Source organism: Williamsia sp. SKLECPSW1 (assembly GCF_054332755.1).
Genome location: NZ_JBTGLI010000002.1, coordinates 729,388 through 746,835, shown reverse-complemented (window position 1 = coordinate 746,835; position 17,448 = coordinate 729,388). Strand labels below are relative to the sequence as shown.

Annotated in this window: 15 protein-coding genes and 1 tRNA gene; 11 read left to right on the top strand and 5 right to left on the bottom strand. The window is 70.0% G+C overall.

The genetic code is table 11. From position 1 onward, the window contains the following. Nucleotides 1–99: 99 nt before the first annotated feature. From ACXVUM_RS19300 to ACXVUM_RS19280, 5 genes are all read left to right on the top strand, one after another. Nucleotides 100–786 carry a rhomboid family intramembrane serine protease gene (locus ACXVUM_RS19300; RefSeq protein ID WP_458523514.1) on the top strand — a complete coding sequence of 229 codons (687 nt, stop codon included), beginning with the start codon at nt 100–102 and terminating at the stop codon, nt 784–786. Then, entirely contained in the window at nt 783–1,598 is an 816-nt protein-coding gene (gene murI, locus ACXVUM_RS19295) for a glutamate racemase (RefSeq protein ID WP_458523513.1), read from the top strand. Before ACXVUM_RS19300 ends, murI begins: the two co-directional genes overlap by 4 nt. 69 nt (nt 1,599–1,667) lie before the next feature. Further along, nucleotides 1,668–2,429 carry a cyclic nucleotide-degrading phosphodiesterase gene (locus ACXVUM_RS19290; protein WP_458523512.1) on the top strand — a complete coding sequence of 254 codons (762 nt, stop codon included), beginning with the start codon at nt 1,668–1,670 and terminating at the stop codon, nt 2,427–2,429. A gap of 70 nt (nt 2,430–2,499) precedes the next feature. Then, nucleotides 2,500–3,249 (top strand): ribonuclease PH, encoded by a 750-nt coding sequence (gene rph, locus ACXVUM_RS19285; protein WP_458523511.1) that lies wholly within the window; start codon nt 2,500–2,502, stop codon nt 3,247–3,249. After that, complete coding sequence (locus tag ACXVUM_RS19280; protein WP_458523510.1) at nt 3,246–3,896, top strand: non-canonical purine NTP pyrophosphatase; 651 nt, start codon at nt 3,246–3,248, stop codon at nt 3,894–3,896. The genes rph and ACXVUM_RS19280 overlap by 4 nt, the downstream gene beginning before the upstream one ends. A gap of 75 nt (nt 3,897–3,971) precedes the next feature. Here ACXVUM_RS19280 and ACXVUM_RS19275 read toward each other — a convergent pair whose 3' ends face one another. After that, nucleotides 3,972–4,334: a DUF3817 domain-containing protein gene (locus ACXVUM_RS19275; protein ID WP_458523509.1), complete on the bottom strand. Its 363-nt coding sequence runs from the start codon at nt 4,332–4,334 to the stop codon at nt 3,972–3,974. A 31-nt stretch (nt 4,335–4,365) separates the two neighbouring features. Continuing rightward, nucleotides 4,366–4,767: a transcriptional regulator gene (locus tag ACXVUM_RS19270; protein WP_458523508.1), complete on the bottom strand. Its 402-nt coding sequence runs from the start codon at nt 4,765–4,767 to the stop codon at nt 4,366–4,368. An 86-nt stretch (nt 4,768–4,853) separates the two neighbouring features. Here ACXVUM_RS19270 and ACXVUM_RS19265 point away from each other — a divergent pair. The 3 genes from ACXVUM_RS19265 to ACXVUM_RS19255 all read left to right on the top strand — a co-directional run bounded on the left by ACXVUM_RS19265 (nt 4,854) and on the right by ACXVUM_RS19255 (nt 7,498). Continuing rightward, nucleotides 4,854–4,935 (top strand) — tRNA-Leu (locus ACXVUM_RS19265). A 145-nt stretch (nt 4,936–5,080) separates the two neighbouring features. Beyond that, a complete protein-coding gene (locus ACXVUM_RS19260; protein ID WP_458523507.1) occupies nt 5,081–6,589 on the top strand; it encodes a flavin-containing monooxygenase in 1,509 nt (502 codons plus the stop codon). A 9-nt stretch (nt 6,590–6,598) separates the two neighbouring features. After that, complete coding sequence (locus ACXVUM_RS19255; protein ID WP_458523506.1) at nt 6,599–7,498, top strand: alpha/beta fold hydrolase; 900 nt, start codon at nt 6,599–6,601, stop codon at nt 7,496–7,498. A 21-nt stretch (nt 7,499–7,519) separates the two neighbouring features. Here the strand turns inward: ACXVUM_RS19255 and ACXVUM_RS19250 are convergent, their stop codons facing one another. Continuing rightward, complete coding sequence (locus tag ACXVUM_RS19250; protein WP_458523505.1) at nt 7,520–7,840, bottom strand: putative quinol monooxygenase; 321 nt, start codon at nt 7,838–7,840, stop codon at nt 7,520–7,522. 119 nt (nt 7,841–7,959) lie between these two features. Continuing rightward, on the bottom strand, nt 7,960–9,750 hold the full coding sequence (locus ACXVUM_RS19245) for an AMP-dependent synthetase/ligase (protein WP_458523504.1): 1,791 nt from the start codon (nt 9,748–9,750) through the stop codon (nt 7,960–7,962). Between the two features lie 302 nt (nt 9,751–10,052). Here ACXVUM_RS19245 and ACXVUM_RS19240 point away from each other — a divergent pair, with 302 nt between their 5' ends. The 3 genes from ACXVUM_RS19240 (at nt 10,053) to ACXVUM_RS19230 (ending at nt 16,623) form a co-directional block, all read left to right on the top strand. Next, on the top strand, nt 10,053–11,810 hold the full coding sequence (locus ACXVUM_RS19240; protein WP_458523503.1) for a DEAD/DEAH box helicase: 1,758 nt from the start codon (nt 10,053–10,055) through the stop codon (nt 11,808–11,810). 129 nt (nt 11,811–11,939) lie between these two features. After that, nucleotides 11,940–12,275, top strand: coding sequence for a rhodanese-like domain-containing protein (locus tag ACXVUM_RS19235; RefSeq protein WP_458523502.1), 336 nt, complete (start codon nt 11,940–11,942; stop codon nt 12,273–12,275). 175 nt (nt 12,276–12,450) lie between these two features. Further along, nucleotides 12,451–16,623, top strand: a complete 4,173-nt coding sequence (locus ACXVUM_RS19230; protein WP_458523501.1) for an AAA domain-containing protein — start codon at nt 12,451–12,453, stop codon at nt 16,621–16,623. 14 nt (nt 16,624–16,637) lie between these two features. On the opposite strand, the gene ACXVUM_RS19225 is transcribed toward ACXVUM_RS19230, so the two are convergent. Beyond that, nucleotides 16,638–17,054: an HIT family protein gene (locus ACXVUM_RS19225; RefSeq protein WP_458523500.1), complete on the bottom strand. Its 417-nt coding sequence runs from the start codon at nt 17,052–17,054 to the stop codon at nt 16,638–16,640. Nucleotides 17,055–17,448 lie beyond the last annotated feature (394 nt).

The following is a 17,448-nucleotide window of genomic DNA, read 5'->3' as shown; positions in this document are numbered from 1 at the left end:
GACGATCGGACGCCGGGGCTCTCGGGTGCCGAACAGCGCACCGAGTCCGCGGCCACGCGTCGGTATCCTCGGGGTACCCGATTCGAGGAGTGCGTGCCCATGGTCTCCACCGGACCGTCCCAGGGCGGTTTCCCACCTGTCGGCGCCGGCACGACCGGTGCGGGCGGCCCCGGTCGGGAGCCGCGCCGGGCGCTGTGGATCCGCTCCGCCGTCGTCATGGCGGTCGTGATCGGTGCGCTCTACGCGATCGAGGCGGTCGACGCGGCGACGAACAACCGCCTCGACGACGACGGCATCCATCCCCGTGACGCGGACCGCTGGTGGGGTGTGCTGACCTCCCCGTTCCTGCACGCCGGGTTCGACCACCTCACGTCCAACGCGGTCCCCGCCGCCGTCCTCGGTTTCCTGCTGCTCCTCGCTCGGCGATTCGTCGTGACGACCCTGGTGGTCTGGGCGTTCTCCGGGATCGGTGTGTTCCTCTTCGGGCCGAGCAACGCGGTGACGATCGGAGCGTCCGGCATCATCTTCGGCTGGCTGACGTTCCTGCTGGTCCGCGGACTGTTCAACCGGTCGCCCGCGCAGATCGGGATCGGACTGCTGCTGCTCGTCGTGTACGGGTCGGTGCTCTGGGGCGTCGTCCCCGGGCAGCCGCAGATCTCGTGGCAGGCGCATCTGTTCGGCGCGATCGGCGGTGTGGTCGCGGCGTGGGCGCTCGCCGGACGCGACCGTCGTCGCCGGCGAGCCGTCACGGCGGGCACCACACCCCTGTCCGAGCACGGCCGGTGACCGGGCCCGTCGTCGACGCACGGCACGACGCCCCGATCGGCATCTTCGACTCCGGTGTCGGCGGGCTCACCGTCGCGCGGGCCATCGTGGACCAGCTCCCGGACGAGGACATCCTCTACGTGGGTGACACCGCGCACGGCCCGTACGGGCCGCTCAGGATCCCCGAGATCCGTAGGCATGCGCTCGCGATCGGCGACGATCTCGCGGACCGCGGGGTCAAGGTCATGGTGATCGCCTGCAACACCGCGTCGTCGGCCTGTCTGCGCGATGCGCGAGAGCGGTATCCGGTCCCGGTCGTCGAGGTGATCCTGCCGGCGGTGCGGCGGGCCGTCGCCACCACACGCACCGGCCGCATCGGGGTCATCGGTACGGCGGCGACCATCGCCTCCCGTGCGTACGACGACGCGTTCGCCGCGGCGGCCGGGATCGAGCTGACCACCGTGGCATGCCCCCGCTTCGTCGACTTCGTCGAGCGCGGCATCACCTCGGGCCGCCAGATCCTCGGGCTGGCACAGGGATACCTCGAACCGCTGCAGCAGGCCCGGGTCGACACGGTGGTCCTCGGCTGCACGCACTACCCGTTGTTGTCCGGGGTGATCCAGCTCGCCATGGGCGACGAGGTCACCCTGGTGTCCAGCGCGGAGGAGACGGCGAAGGACGTCCTGCGGGTGCTCACCGAGCAGGACGCGCTGCGACCCCACGGCGACCGCACCGCTCGTCGCGACTTCACCGCGACCGGCGACCCCGACTCGTTCGCCCGTCTCGCGGCCCGGTTCCTCGGCCCCGCGCTCGGCGCGGTGCACCCTGTCTAGGCCGGTCCGGTCGCACGTGTCGAGCGAGGCTCGTCGCTGTGGTCGGCGTCACGTGGCACAGTGAACGGCATGCGAGTGACCGTCCTGGGGAGCTCGGGGAGCGTGATGGGCCCCGAGAGTGCGGCATCGGGGTACCTGCTCACCGTCGACGGCCACCAGCCCGTCGTCCTCGACTTCGGGCCGGGGGTGTTGGGTGCGCTGCAGCGAGTGCACGATCCCAACGACGTGACCGTGATGCTGAGCCACCTGCACGCCGATCACTGTCTGGACCTGCCCGGTCTGCTCGTCTGGCGTCGCTACCACCCCGTGCCGGCCTCGCTGAAGGTCCCGCTGTGGGGTCCCGAGGGGACGGGGCTGCGGATCGGGGCCGCGTCGTCGGAGTACGCCGGTCAGATCGACGACATCGCGGACACGTTCGACGTCCGCCGTTGGGTCGACGGGGAGGCCGTCGCGGTCGGTCCGCTGACGGTGACCCCCCACCGCGTACTGCATCCGCCGGAGACCTACGGGTTGCGCATCGTCGACCCGGACGGCCGGGTGTTCGCCTTCAGCGGCGACACCGCGGAATGCGACGCCGTGGTCGACCTCGCACGCGATGCCGACGTCTTCCTGTGTGAGGCCTCGTGGACGCACGCTCCCGACGAACGGCCCCCCGGTCTGCACCTGTCCGGTACGGAGGCGGGACGGATCGCGACGCGCGCAGGGGCGAAGTCCCTGATCCTCACCCACATCCCACCGTGGACCGCGGTCGACGACGTGGTCGCCGAGGCGAAGGCCGAGTACGACGGGCCCCTCGACGTGGCACGACCAGGCCAGGTCTTCGAGGTCTGATGACCGGCGTACGGACCCGCACCGGCGGCACTCCCACGGTGCCGTCCGCGGCGTCGTTAGAGTTGGCCGCGTGAGCAGACGAGCAGACGGTCGCACCGACGACGAGATGCGGCCCATCCGGATCACCCGTGGATTCACCGACCACCCCGCCGGGTCGGTGCTCGTCGAGTTCGGACGCACCCGGGTGATGTGCACCGCGAGCGTGGAGGAGGGTGTCCCGCGGTGGCGGCGCGGCTCGGGTCTCGGATGGCTGACCGCCGAGTACGCGATGCTCCCGGCTGCCACCCACACCCGCTCGCAGCGCGAGTCGGTGAAGGGCAAGGTGGGCGGCCGCACGCAGGAGATCAGCCGACTCATCGGCCGCTCGCTGCGCGCCTGCATCGACCTCGCCGCGGTGGGCGAGAACACCATCGCCCTCGACTGCGACGTCCTCCAGGCCGACGGCGGTACCCGCACGGCGGCGATCACCGGGGCCTACGTCGCCCTCGTCGACGCCGTGGCCTTGCTCAACGAGCGCAACCTGCTCGCCGATCCGCAGCCCATCTCGTGCGCGATCGCCGCGGTGAGTGTCGGCGTCGTCGACGGCCGCGTCCGTCTCGACCTGCCCTACGAGGAGGACTCGCGGGCCGAGGTCGACATGAACGTCGTCGCGACCGACGCCGGGACGCTGGTGGAGATCCAGGGGACCGGTGAGGGCGCGACGTTCTCGCGGGCCACCCTCGACAAGATGATGGACATGGCGGCTGTGGGCACCGAGAAGTTGTTCGAGGCCCAGCGGGAGGCCCTCGGATCGCCTCTGCCGACCGCGCCCGGCGTGTGAGCGGTCCCGCCACGACGACGCTGCTCGTCGCGAGCCGCAACGCCAAGAAGTTGACCGAGATGCGACGTCTCGTGACCTCCGAGGGGATCTCGGGCATCGCGATCATTGGTCTCGACGAGGTGCCGCCGTTCCCGGAGACCCCGGAGACGGGCGCGACCTTCGAGGAGAACGCGCTGGTGAAGGCCGTCGACGGATGCGCTGCGACCGGCTTCGCCTGCCTCGCCGACGATTCCGGGCTCGAGGTCGACGCGTTGCGCGGCATGCCCGGGGTGCTCAGCGCCCGGTGGTCGGGGCGACACGGGGACGACGAGGCCAACCTGCGACTGCTGCTGGCCCAGATGTCCGACGTCCCCGACGGGCGGCGTGGCGCGGCGTTCGTGTCCGCGTGCGCACTGGTCACCCCCTCGGGCGGTCGGCATGTCGTGCGAGGGGAGTGGCGCGGTCGAATCGTCGGCGAACCACTGGGCGACAACGGTTTCGGATACGACCCGATCTTCGTGCCCGACGACGACGAGCAATCGGGCGGATCGGTCGCCGGTCGGACCGCGGCGCAACTCTTGCCCGCCGAGAAGGACGCGCTGAGTCACCGCTCGCGCGCACTGGTCCAACTCCTACCCGCCCTCCACGGGCTCGGCGCGGGGTCCTGACAGCACTCCCGCGACCATCACCGTCCGGCGCGACCGTGGGGTCGCGGGGAGGTGGGGCGGTCGCGCGAGGTGCGGTCAGACGTCGAACTGCGCGCGCACCTCGCGGGTGCGGATGTGCTCGAAGTAGAACGACAGGAACGGGATGGTGCCCGCGATGAGGGTCACCACCGTCTTGCCGATCGGCCAGCGGACCCGGATGGACAGGTCGATGGCCATGATCAGGTAGACGAAGTAGACCCAGCCGTGGACCACGGGTACGAAGTCCAGCGAGTCGACACCGAACCCGTATTTCACGATCAGCTCGACGACCAGCAACAGCAGCCAGAGTCCTGTCACCCACGCCAACACCCGATACCGCAGCAGCGCACCGCGGATCTTCGTCGTCGACTGCGTCGCCGGCTCCGAGGTGGTCGTGGTGGTGGGATCCGAGCTGCTCACAGCATCTCCTGGGTCGATCGGCGGATGGATGTCACCGTGCGTCGCGGCGAGCGAGCTCGGACAGGTACCTGTTGTACTCCGCGTGGGCGCGATCCTCCGGGGAGGCGTCGTCGTCGACGTCGACCCGGATGGACCGCTGCTCGGGCCGCGGCGGCATGACGTCCGCGCTGACCTCGGTCGGGCCGTGGCTGCCGGGGTGGAGTTTCGCGACCTCCTCGGGGTCGCTCTCGAGCACGACGAACCGACGGTAGGCGTAGACGAAGAACGCCGCGAACGCCGGCCACTGCAGGGCGTATCCGAGGTTCTGGCCGGAACCCGACGACGACTCGAACCGCGTCCACTGCCACCAGGCCAGGCCCAGGCACACGACGAACGCCACGACCACCAGCACGATCAGTGCCGGTCGGTGTCGACGGGGGCGTGTACTGCTCACGTGTCGACGGTACCGCGAGCCCGATCGCGCCTGGTCGGCCGACCAGGGGTGTGCGCTGCACACGCGGGTAGGGTGTCCCTGCACACGCGCGAGTGGCGGAACTGGCAGACGCGCTGGATTTAGGTTCCAGTGGGGCAACCCGTGGGAGTTCGAGTCTCCTCTTGCGCACCGTTCGACTCGTCACCTCCGATCGTCGCCGTCGATTGTGGCCGGTCCCAGCGATCCTTCGACCCGGTGCCGGATCCCTCATGGCCTGTCAGGCTGCGGTGAGCAGCTGCCGCGGATGCGGCGCGACGGTGAGCGAGGGGGCCGGGTGACGCCGATCGAGGTCGAGGTGGCGATCGTGGGGGCCGGCCTGTCCGGCGTCGGTGCAGCCCACCACGCGCGCGAGGCCGTGGGCGACGGCTTCGTGGTGATGGAATCGCGGGAACGCATCGGGGGTACGTGGGACCTCTTCCGCTACCCGGGCGTCCGATGCGACTCCGACATGCAGAGCCTGAGCTACCGACACAACCGATGGACCGACTCCGACTCCATCGTGTCCGGCGCCCGGATCCGCGACTACATCGAGTCGACCGCCCGTCGCGACGGCACGCTCGACCACATCCGCTTCGGCCATCGGGTGACCGCTGCCGACTTCGACACCGCCACCGCCCGGTGGACCGTCAGCGCGACCGACCGCGACGGCGAACCGGTGGTGATCCGCGCACGCTTCCTCTACCTGTGCACCGGCTACTACGACCACGAACGGGGCCACGAGCCACCCATCCCCGGTCTCGACCGGTTCGACGGACCGGTTGTCCATCCACAACGGTGGCCGGACGATCTCGACCACTCGGGCCGCCGCGTCGCCGTCATCGGCAGTGGTGCGACGGCGATCACGCTGGTGCCCGCACTGGCACGGGCCGCGGAACACGTGACGATGGTGCAGCGGTCACCGACGTACGTCATGTCCTTCCCGAGCCGTGACGCGTCGGACGAGCGGCTCGCGCGTCTCGTCGGGCGGCGCGCGGCCTCGGCCGTCACGCGGGCGAAGAACATCGCCATCGACACCGCGCTCTATCAGGCATGCCGCCGGTGGCCGGACCGCATGCGCGGGGTCATCCGATCGGAGAACGCGGGTCAGTTGCCCGACGACTTCGATCTCGACAGGCACTTCACGCCCCGCTACGACCCGTGGGACCAGCGGATGTGCCTCGCGCCGGACGGGGACCTGTTCGGGGTGCTCTCGGACGGGTCGGCCTCGATCGTCACCGACACCATCGACCATGTCCGCGCCGACGGGATCGTGATGGCATCCGGGGAGGTGGTCGCCACCGACATCGTCGTCACCGCGACGGGCCTGCAGATGCTCGCCTTCGGGCGGATCACGCTCTCCGTCGACGGCGTCGAGAGACCGATCCCGCAGACGCTGTCCTACAAGGGGATGATGCTCAGCGGCCTGCCGAACCTGGTGTTCACGATCGGGTACACGAACGCGTCGTGGACGCTGAAGGCCGACCTCGTCGGCGAACACTTCCGGCGGCTTGTCCGGCACATGCGCAGACACGGTCACGACACCTTCGTCCCGGTCGCACCGGCGGACCTGAACACGCAGCCTCTGCTGGACTGCGAGGCCAACTACATCACCCGGTCGATCGACAGCTTCCCGCGTGCGGGCGGGCGGCGACCCTGGCAACTCGGGATGAGCTACTACCACGACGTGTTCATCCTGCGGAGACGTCGACTGCGCGACCCGGCGCTGCGATTCGGACGGGTGGGCGACCGCGCCGCCGGCCCGCGCGCTCCGGTGCACGCTCGGGTCACCGGGGGCGTCTCATAAGCTGAGGCGATGACCAGCGAGCCCCGCCGGATCGACATCACGTTGCCCGAACTGCGTCTGGCCGCACTGACCTGGGGGCCGCAGGGGGGACCCCTCGCGGTGCTCCTGCACGGCTACCCCGACTCGGCCTGGTCGTGGCGTCATCTCGGCCCCGTCCTCGCGCAGCGCGGGTACCGCGTCGTCGCGCCCTTCAGCCGCGGCTACGCCCCCAGCGACATCCCGGCCGACGGGGACTACCACGTCGGCGCGCTCATGCACGACGTGATCGGCGTGCACCGTGAGCTGGGTGGTGACGAGCGCGCGGTGCTGGTCGGGCACGACTGGGGTGCGGTGACCGCCAACGGCATCGCCGCGTGGCCTCGGTCGCCGTTCCGGCGTGTCGTGTCGATGGCGGTGCCGCCGGTCCCGGCGATGACCCGGTCGGTCGCGTCGCCCGCGGAGACGGCCCGCATGCTCGCGCGCCAGGCCCGGATGAGTTGGTACATGGCGTTCAACCAGATCCCCCGGGTGGCGGAGGCATCACTCGACCGGCTGATCCCGCGCCTGTGGCGCGACTGGTCACCGGGTCACGACCCGAGCGAGGACCTGCCGCATGTCTTCGACTCCCTGCCCGATCGTGACCACCGCCGGGCCGCCCTGGGGTACTACCGCGCGCAGGTCCGGCCACGCCGTCCCGCGGCGCGCTACCGCGAGCTGCAGGACTACTGGCGCAAGGCGCCCGTCGTGCCCCTGCTCTACCTGCACGGTGCCGAGGACGGGTGCATGCAGGTGGGTTACACCGCCGCCGTGGGCGACGTCCTCCCCGACGGCAGCGCGGTCGAGATCGTCACGGGCGCAGGGCATTTCCTGCAGGTGGAACGTCCCGACGAGGTCGATCGGCTGATCGTCGACTTCCTCGGGGCGCCCTGAGTCCCGCGGTGGGCCGGACCGTCAGTCGACCTGCATCTCGCCCATCGGGCCCCAGTCGTCGGCACCGATCTTCTCGCTGATGATCCTCGGGGTGCGGGCGAGGTACCTCGGCAGCTCGTCGACGGCCTTCCGGAAGTGAGCGCTGCCGACGTGCGCCTGCGCGGCATCGTCGGCGAATCCCTCGGTGAGCACGTACTCGGTGGGGTCCTCGAGGCTGCGGGACCACTCGAAGAAGAGGTTGCCGGGCTCCGCGCGTGTGTCTGCGGTGAACTCGGCGACGAGAGACGGCCACTCGTCGGCGTGCTCGGGCTTCACCGGGAACCGGACGACGATGAAGATCACTGAATCCTCCTGGGACGACGGACGTGTGGTGTCGGACGGGCCTGCGGCCGGGCTCACGACAGAGGTGGGTGCCGGACGATGGTCGGGCACCCACCTCGTGGGTCGTGCGGTGTCGCGGCCTACCTCTTGGTGTAGAGCTTCTCGATCTCGGCGCCGTGCGCCTCGTGGATGACGTTGCGCTTCAGCTTCATCGTGGGGGTGATCTCGCCCGACTCGATGGTGAAGTCACTGTCGAGGATGGTGAACTTCTTGATCTGCTCGGCCTTGGAGACCTTGGTGTTGGCCTGCTTGACGGCCTCGTCGATCTCCGCGCGCAGATCCTCGTTGGTCGCGAGATCCGAGATGGAGGTGTCCGCGGGCAGCGAGTGCCGCTCGAGCCATCCCGGCGCCGCCTCGGCGTCGATGGTGATCAACGCCGCGATGAACGGCTTGTTGTCGCCGACGACGAGGCACTGGCTGACCATCGGGTGTGCACGGATGGAGTCCTCGAGCGGGGCGGGGGAGACGTTCTTGCCGCCCGCGGTGACGATGAGTTCCTTCTTGCGGCCGGTGATCTTGAGGTAGTCGTCCTCGAGGGTGCCGATGTCGCCGGTGCGGAACCACTCGCCGTCGAAGGTGTCCTTGGTGGCCTCGTCGTTGTGCCAGTAGCCGGAGAACACCATCGGGCCCTTGAGCAGCACCTCACCGTCGTCGGCGATCTTCACCGCCGCGCCGGCGACCGGGCGCCCGACGGTGCCGATGCGCTGCGCCTCAGGCGAGTTGACGGTCACCGCCGCCGTGGTCTCGGTGAGGCCGTAGCCCTCGTAGACCGGGATGCCGATGCCGCGGAAGAAGTGCCCGAGCCGCTCGCCGAGCGGCGCCCCGCCGGAGATGGCGTCCTCGCACTGTCCGCCGAGCGCGGAACGCAGCTTGGCGTACACGAGCTTGTCGAAGACGGCGTGCTTCGCCTTGAGGGCGAAGCCGGGGGATCCCTTCTCCAGAGCACGCGAGTACTCGATCGCGGTGTCGGCGGCGCGGTCGAAGATCCTGCCCTTGCCGCCGTCGTAGGCCTTCTGCTTCGCGCTGTTGTAGACCTTCTCGAACACGCGCGGCACCGAGAGGATGTAGCTGGGCTGGAACTTCTCGAAGTCGGTGAGCAGGTTCGCGATGTCGTTGGTGTGACCGAGGACCACGCCGCTCTCGATGGCTCCGACGGCCACCATGCGCGCGAAGACGTGCGCGAGGGGGAGGAAGAGCAGGGTGGAGCGACCCTCACCCATGACGTGTCCGAGTGTCTGGCGGACGCTCTCGCACTCACCGAGGAAGTTCGCGTGGGTCAGGGCGACGCCCTTCGGGTTGCCCGTGGTGCCCGAGGTGTAGATCAGGGTCGCCATGTCCGAGGCGCGCATGCCGGACCGGCGACGCTGGAGCTCCGCGTCGTCCACGTCGGCGCCGCGACGGCCGAGTTCACCCAGGATGTCGTCGTCGATGACCAGGGTCTCCCGGAGACCGGCCTCGTCGATCACCTTCTGGTGGCTGTCGCGCTGGGCACCGGACTCGACGAGGAACATCGTCGTGCCCGAGTCGGTGAGGATGTACTTCACCTGGTCCGACGCCGAGGTCTCGTAGATCGCGACCGTCGCGCCACCGGCGCGCCAGATCGCGTAGTCCAGGACGGTCCACTCGTACCGGGTCGACGACAGGATCGCGACACGGTCACCCGCCTCGACGCCCGAGGCGATGAGTCCCTTGGCGGCGGAGTCGACCTGGTCGGCGAACTCGCGGGCGGTGACGTCGTTCCACACACCGTCGACGCGACGCCGGAACAGCCGCAGCGATCCACGCTCCTCGCGCAGTCGCATCGGACGGTCGACGATGATCGTGTCGTCGTCGACCACGATCTCGTGCGGGCTGGTCGCTGCTGCGGTCACTGGGGGATCCTCCGATCGTGAATGGTCGCCCGCCGAGTCGGACAATCCGGTCGGGGCGACGATGTGACCCAGATTACCCGCGGCGTGACTCCCAGAACCGTAGCAACGAGCGATGAAACATTTTCGACAGGGTGTGTCATCGGCCACTCGGGCCGTGGGACGCGTCGTCGCGATGCGTCCGTCCGGGGGGTCGGCGACTAGAGTGCTGTGGGCAGGTCGGACACAGCTCACCGCGGAGTGAAGGGCAACGGTTCGACACGATCGAATCGACGGCCGGGTGGTCGGGAACAGCGGAGTGTGTGGTGGACGGCAGTGAGTCGGGTAGTGGCAACCAGCGTGCGGGAGACGACCCCACGCCGGGGGTGACCTTCGCGGATCTCGACATCGCGTTCCCGGTGCTGCGCGCTCTCGAGGACGTCGGCTACGAGACGCCGTCGCCCATCCAGGCCGAGACCATCCCGCCCCTGATGGCGGGGCGTGACGTGGTCGGACTCGCGCAGACCGGCACCGGCAAGACCGCCGCGTTCGCCGTCCCGGTGCTCTCGCGCATCACCACCGACGGCAAGGCGCCCAAGGCCCTCGTCCTCGCGCCGACACGGGAACTGGCGCTCCAGGTCTCCGAGGCGTTCGGCAAGTACGCGGCGCACCTGCCCGAGGTCCGCGTGCTCCCCATCTACGGCGGCCAGTCGTACTCGGTGCAGCTGTCGGGTCTCCGTCGTGGCGCCCAGATCGTGGTGGGCACCCCGGGGCGTGTCATCGATCACCTCGACAAGGGCACCCTGGACCTCTCGCAGTTGGAGTTCCTCGTCCTCGACGAGGCCGACGAGATGCTCACGATGGGCTTCGCGGAGGACGTCGAACGCATCCTCGCCGACACCCCCGACTCCAAGCAGGTGGCGCTGTTCAGCGCCACCATGCCCAGCGCCATCCGACGGTTGGCCCAGAAGTACCTCGACAAGCCGGTCGAGATCACCGTCAAGTCGAAGACCGCGACCGCACAGAACATCACCCAGCGCTATCTGCAGGTGTCGCACCAGCGGAAGCTCGACGCCCTGACGCGTGTGCTCGAGGTCGAGCAGTTCGACGCGATGATCGTCTTCGTCCGGACCAAGTCCGCGACCGAGGAACTCGCCGAGAAGCTCCGGGCACGCGGGTTCTCCGCCGTCGCCATCAACGGAGACATCCCGCAGGCACAGCGCGAACGCACCATCGCGTCGCTGAAGAGCGGATCGATCGACATCCTCGTCGCCACCGACGTCGCCGCCCGCGGGCTCGACGTCGACCGCATCAGCCACGTCGTCAACTACGACATCCCGCACGACACCGAGTCCTACGTGCACCGCATCGGTCGCACCGGGCGCGCGGGACGGTCGGGCAACGCGCTGCTGTTCGTGTCCCCACGGGAACGCCACATGCTGCGGGCGATCGAGCGTGCGACCCGCCAGCCCCTCACCGAGATCGGGCTGCCCAGCGTCGACGACGTCAACGCCCAGCGGGTGGCGAAGTTCGGGGAGTCGATCACCGAGAACCTCGGTTCCGACGACCTCGACACGTTCCGCAAGCTCGTCGAGGACTACGCCCGCGAGAACGACGTCGCCATGGCCGACATCGCCGCGGCGCTCGCCCTCGAGACGCGTGACGGCGGCTTCTTCCTCCGGCCCGACCCGCCGGCGGGTGAGCGCGCCCAGCGCGGCGATCGGCCAGAACGTCCCCGCCGCGAGGGGCAGCCGCGGTTCGCGACCTACCGGATCGCCGTCGGCAAGCGGGACCGCGTCACGCCGGGCGCGATCGTCGGGGCGATCGCCAATGAGGGCGGCCTCACCCGGGCCGACTTCGGCCACATCAGCATCCGCAACGAGTACAGCCTCGTCGAACTCCCCGACGACCTGGGGCGCGAGACCCTGGAGTCGCTGCGACGTACGCGCATCAACAACAAGGCGATCAACATCGGTCCCGACCAGGGGCCGCCACGCCAGCGGTCGTCGTCGCGGTCCCAGCGTCCCGACGGGCCCGGGCGGCGCGGGGCACCGAAGGTCGCCGGCCGCGGGGCACGTCGCTGACCGTTCTCCTCCGACCGTCGGTCACATCGCCGTAACACGGAGCACGCGTGGTGCGACTCACTGGTGAGACGCCCGCCCCGGTACGGGGTCGGGTCCAGGAGATCGGGACACGAGGATCGGTGAGTCCACATGAGCGTGGTGGATCGCATCTCGGCGACAGAAGCAGCCGAACACACACTGCACGGACAGGCCGTCGTGCTCGACATGCGGCCGCAGGTCGTCCGTCACCAGGGCTCGCTGCCCGGGGCGGTCGTGGTGGAGCCCGGCGACCTCGAGGACCTGCTCGCACCGACGTCCCCGCGTCGGATGGCGTGCATCGCCGGTCTCGACACGGAGATCGCGGTGGTGTCCGTGCGTGCGCACGCCCTGCGGATCGCCGAGCAGATCGCCGGTCTGGGCTACACCAACGTGCGCTGGGTCGACGGCGGGTTCCCGGCGTTCCGCTCCGCGTTGCGGGCGAGCTGATCGAGCGGGGCGACCGGAGCGCCTCGACACCACCGTCGCCGTGGGGTCCGTGCGTTACGTCCTCGCCCAGGTCACCAGGTAGCGTTCTACCTACTCGGGTCGAGTGTCGACCTGAGCTTGACCTCGAGGGAGCGCAACGACCTCGACCGACGGTGGCGCGGGCGAAGAGGACCTGATGACCGAAGCGATGTCCGGGGACGATCGACGGGGCCGTGTCCTGCGTCTCCTGCAGTTCCTGCACGAACTCGTCGCGGCCCGGTCCACCGTCGTCCGCGATGTGAACGACCACCCGTCGGTGCTGTGGCTCGGCGACGACTGGAACCTCCCCGTCACGGCGAAGGCGGCCCCCGGCGGCGCGGTCGTGCAGATCCGCTCCGACGCTCCCGCCACCGGTGCCTACCCGCAGGCCGCGGCCATGCTCGACGATCTGGCCGAGCGGCCGGAGTCACTCGAACTCGTCCTCGCGCAGGGTCTGCTGACCGTCTCCGATCCGGATGCGCCCGACACCGAGCCCACCATCGTCGCGCACCTGCTCACCCAGTCCGTCGTCGCCGACCACGACCACACCGCGGGTGTGATCACCGTCCGGCTGACCGGTGACTCCGTACCCCGACTGCAGGACGGCCTCCTGCTGAGCGGTGTGGACGGATTCGACCTGGGGCGTTCGGCCGCGGTCTCCGACGCGTTGGCCGGGGTCCCGTCGGTGGTGGCGCCGGGTGTCGACGACATCCTCGACACGTGGCGGTCGACGGTCGCCGAGGACGTCGACGGCGTCACCGTGGACTCCCGGCCCGCGCTCGTCCTGCGCGACAGGGGATCGGGTGCGGTGCTCTCGTACTACGAGACGATGATGACCGCGCTGCGGGAGGACTCCGCCGACATCCCGATCGGGCTGGCGCAGCTGGTGGAGCCCATCGAGGCCCCGGAGCGGCTCGACCGCCTCGCGGCGACCGGCGCGATGAGTGCCGGCGAGTTGGTGGAGGACGCCCTCTACCCGCTCCCGTCCAACGTCGAACAGCGCGACATCCTCGCGCAGCTCGGCGTCGACTCCGGTGTCGTGGTGGAGGGTCCGCCCGGGACCGGCAAGACCCACACCATCGCGAACCTCATGTCGGCGCTGCTGGCCAAGGGGCAGCGTGTGCTCGTCGTCAGCGAGAAGGCACAGGCGCTGCAGGTCCTGCGCGACAAACTGCCGGCCGAGCTGCGGGAGCTCGCCGTGGCCATCACCGACGTCACCAAGGACGGATCGGCCTCGCTCGCCGACAGCGTCGCGGCGATCGCCGCGCGCAAGGGCACCTTCTCCGAACGGGTCGCGACGTCGGAGATCAAGAACCTGCGGTCCAAGCGTGACCAGGCACGCGCCAAACGCGAACAGATCCTCCGCGAGATCTGGCAGCTGCGGGAGTCCGAGACCGAGAAGCACGAATGGGTGGCGCCCGGGTACAGCGGGACCGCCGCGCAGATCGTCCGTGCCTGCCAGGACGTGGCCGACCGGTACGACTGGCTGCCCGGCCCCCTCGACTCGGTGCTGCCTCCGCTCGACGCCGACGAGATGACCCGCCTGCTCGGCCTGCTCCGCGAGCGAGACGACTCGTGGGCGCAACGTCTGGGTCAGCGACTGCCCGATCTCGAGGACCATCTGCCCGACTCCGTCGCTCTGGAGTCGATCTGCGCACGCGTGAACGCGCAGCCGCACGAGAAGATGACCGGCAACGGATCGCTGCTCGCGATCCTCTCCGACGTCGACAGCGGGCGGTTGGCGGAGATCAAGTCGCAGTGCGATCGCCTCGCGGCCGCCGTGCGCGAGGTGCGGACATTCGACACCCCGATGCAGGACATGACCGAGCGGTTGCTGTCGGGATCGGCCGCATACCTGTGGAACCGGGTCACCCAGATCTCGGCGGTCATCGACGAGGCCACGCGGCGGGATGCCGCCATCGGCACCCACGACGTGATCGTGGACCCGGTCACTCCCGGTGCGGCGGAGACCTTCGCCGACGCCGCGGACCACCTCCGCGCGGGCGGCACCTGGCGGTCCCGCTTCCGCAAGTCGCCGCAGCAACGCGCCGTGGAGGCGCTCGAGCTCACCGCGACCGTCGACGGCCGCCCCCCGGTCGACGCCGACGCGCTGCAGATGGTCGCCGACCATCTCCGGGTGCTCGAGAACGTCGCCACGGTCCAGTCGGTCCTCGCCGACGTCGAGGTCGACGTCGACACCTCCGGATCGCGGTCGGCGCAGCTGGGTCGTCTCGTGTCGCTCGACGAGCAGCTGGGATGGGTGTCCGAGCTGCTCACCGGACGGGACGCGCTGATCCGTCGGCTCGAGTCCATCAGCCCCGGCGGTCCCCGTCCGAAGAGCATCGACGAGGTCGAGGAGGTGGCCCGCCAGACCGGCGCCATCGCCGCCACCAACGACGCCGTGCTGGCGCGGCGTGAACTCGACGCGGCCGCACGGAGTCTGGCCGCCGAGACCGATCAGGGGCCGTCGGTCGAGGCGGACGCTCTGATCGCCGCGCTGACCGCGGCCGACGGCGACGCGATCAAGGACGCGCGTCGGGCGTTCGCGGTCGCCCGTGCGCAGCGCGAACGGCAGGGCGCCCTCGACCTGTTGGAGTTGCGGCTGAAGCAGAAGGCGCCCGGACTGCACCGAGTCCTGGTCGACACCGCCCAGGAGACGGTCTGGGACGCGCGCCTTCGGGATCTCGGCGACGCCTGGTCCTGGCGCCGGGCCTATGCGTGGGCGCACGACCGCAGCGATCCCGATCGCGAGGCGCGGCTCGCCGCCGACCTCGACTCGGTCGAGGCCGACATCGCGCACTTCACGGCGGGACTGGCCGCCGCGGCGGCCTGGCGTGAGTGCCTGGAACACATGACGGTCACCCAGGTGCAGGCGCTGCAGTCCTACCGCGACCACATCACGAACCTCGGCAAGGGATCGGGCAAGCACGCCGAGCGTTTCCGGACCGCCGCGCGGTCGGCCATGACGCAGGCCCAGGGCGCGGTGCCGGCGTGGATCATGCCGATCTCGCAGGTGCTCTCGTCGATCGTGCCGGAGCAGAACTCCTTCGACGTGGTGATCGTCGACGAGGCGTCCCAGGCCGACATCACGAGCCTGTTCCTGCTCTGGCTGGCGCCGCGGGTGATCGTCGTCGGTGACGACCGACAGTGCGCGCCAGGCGGTTTCGGCGGGGCGGGCCTCGACGAGGTCTTCGCCAAACTGGACAGCTACCTGCACGACGTTCCGCAGTACATGCGAGACAGCCTCACGCCGCGCTCGAGTCTGTTCTCGATGTTGCGCACCCGGTTCGGACACGTGGTCCGTCTGCGGGAGCACTTCCGGTCGATGCCGGAGATCATCGAGTACTCGTCGCGGCAGTTCTATCCCGACTCGCCGCTCGTCCCGGTGCGTCAGTTCGGTGCCGACCGACTGCCGCCGCTGCGGTCGGTGTTCGTCGCCGACGCCGTGGCCACCGGGGACGGGTCGGCGCTGACCAATGTCGACGAGGCCGACGCACTCGTGGCCGAGGTGGTCCGCTGCCTCGGCGACCACCGGTACGACGGGATGACATTCGGTGTGGTCGTCCTGCAGGGGCAGAGGCAGGTCGACGTCATCACACAGAAGTTGCGCGCGGCGGTCGGCGTCGAGGAGTGGCACGCCCGGGCCCTGCGGGTCGGCACGCCGCCCGACTTCCAGGGCGACGAGCGCCATGTCGTCTTCCTGTCGATGGTCGTCTCGATCGACAGGAACCCGGTGTCGTTGACGCGCAGCGAATCCCAGCGCCGGTTCAACGTCGCGGCGTCGCGGGCGATGGAACAGCTGTGGCTGTTCCACAGCGTCTCCTCTCAGGACCTGCGCCCCAACGACCTCCGCTACTCGCTGCTGACCTATCTCGAGCGCACCCAGAACGCGCTGGTCGACCCCATGCCCGTCGACATCGGCACCGACGAGCGGGCCGAACCGTTCGAGAGCCTCTTCGAGCAGCGCATCTTCGGTGAACTCCGTGACCGGGGGTATCACGTCGTCCCGAAGGTCTCGGTGAACAACCGGGTGATCGACCTCGTGGTGACCGGTGCCGACGGCCGACTGGCCGTGGAGTGTGACGGCGACGAGTTCACCAGCACCCCCGAACAGGCCCGGGCCGACATGGAACGCGAGCGCGAACTGCGCCGGTGCGGCTGGCGGTTCTGGCGTGTCCGGGAATCGGAGTATCTGCTCGACCCCGAGCGCGCCCTGTCCGGACTGTGGACCGAACTCGAGACCCGCGGCGTCCGTCCCGACACCGTCGGCGTCCGCGACGGTGTCACGGTCGCCGACCCCTGGGAGCCGATCGACCTCGGCGGGGAGTGATCGTCCGGCGGTCGTCAGTCGACGATCGCCGCGCGGATCGCCGCGGCCGTGCCGTCGGCATCGGGATCGCGTCGGGTCATGAACCCCTTCGCGAACGACAACCTGTCGCCGTGATGTCGCGGCACCACGTGCATGTGGGTGTGGAACACGGTCTGACACGCCGCGCGCCCGTCGTTGAGGGCGAGGTTGACCCCGTCGGCGGCGATCGTCGACGCCCGTAATGCGGCGGCGACACGACTCGCGCCCGCGAACACCGCGGCCGCGTCGTGCGGGGCCAGGCCGACGAGGTCCGGGGTGTGACGCCGCGGGATCACCAGGGTGTGACCGGGTCGCACGGGTCGGATGTCGAGGAACGCGACCACGTCGTCGTCGGCGTACACCTGCCGGGACGGCGCTGTACCGGCCACGATCGCGCAGAAGACGCAGTCCATGGACACACAGTACGAAGCGTCGCCGCGGTCGTCGGACACCGCCGGTTGAGATAACGATCCGATAACAACCGCGGCGGTCCGGGGGATCGTCACGCCGTGGCCGGGGTCGTCGCGCTGACCTGCGGCGGTCCGTTCGTCGCATGACGGCAGGGAGGGGGAGCCGTTTGTTACCCGCGGGGATACCGGTGGGTATACCCACGGGTCGGCCCAGAACATGAGGGATCCCTCATTTTCATGTGCGACGATGAGTCGCGTCCACACGGAGGACGAGGCACGCCGCACCCGGCACGGGGCGCGCTGTCCACCTCCGGGACAACGACTTCCGCCGTCGAACGGCGGAGGGCCGCGGTGATCCACCGCGTCTCGTCGCGATGGTGCCCCACCGGGCCCCGGC

What these genes read in the sequence shown, in the direction of transcription:
- ACXVUM_RS19300 (WP_458523514.1), top strand. Translation starts at nt 100, where the DNA reads ATGGTCTCCACCGGACCGTCCCAGGGCGGTTTCCCACCTGTCGGCGCC.
- ACXVUM_RS19290 (WP_458523512.1), top strand. Translation starts at nt 1,668, where the DNA reads ATGCGAGTGACCGTCCTGGGGAGCTCGGGGAGCGTGATGGGCCCCGAG.
- ACXVUM_RS19255 (WP_458523506.1), top strand. Translation starts at nt 6,599, where the DNA reads ATGACCAGCGAGCCCCGCCGGATCGACATCACGTTGCCCGAACTGCGT.
- ACXVUM_RS19235 (WP_458523502.1), top strand. Translation starts at nt 11,940, where the DNA reads ATGAGCGTGGTGGATCGCATCTCGGCGACAGAAGCAGCCGAACACACA.
- ACXVUM_RS19230 (WP_458523501.1), top strand. Translation starts at nt 12,451, where the DNA reads ATGACCGAAGCGATGTCCGGGGACGATCGACGGGGCCGTGTCCTGCGT.
- ACXVUM_RS19225 (WP_458523500.1), bottom strand. Translation starts at nt 17,054, where the DNA reads ATGGACTGCGTCTTCTGCGCGATCGTGGCCGGTACAGCGCCGTCCCGG.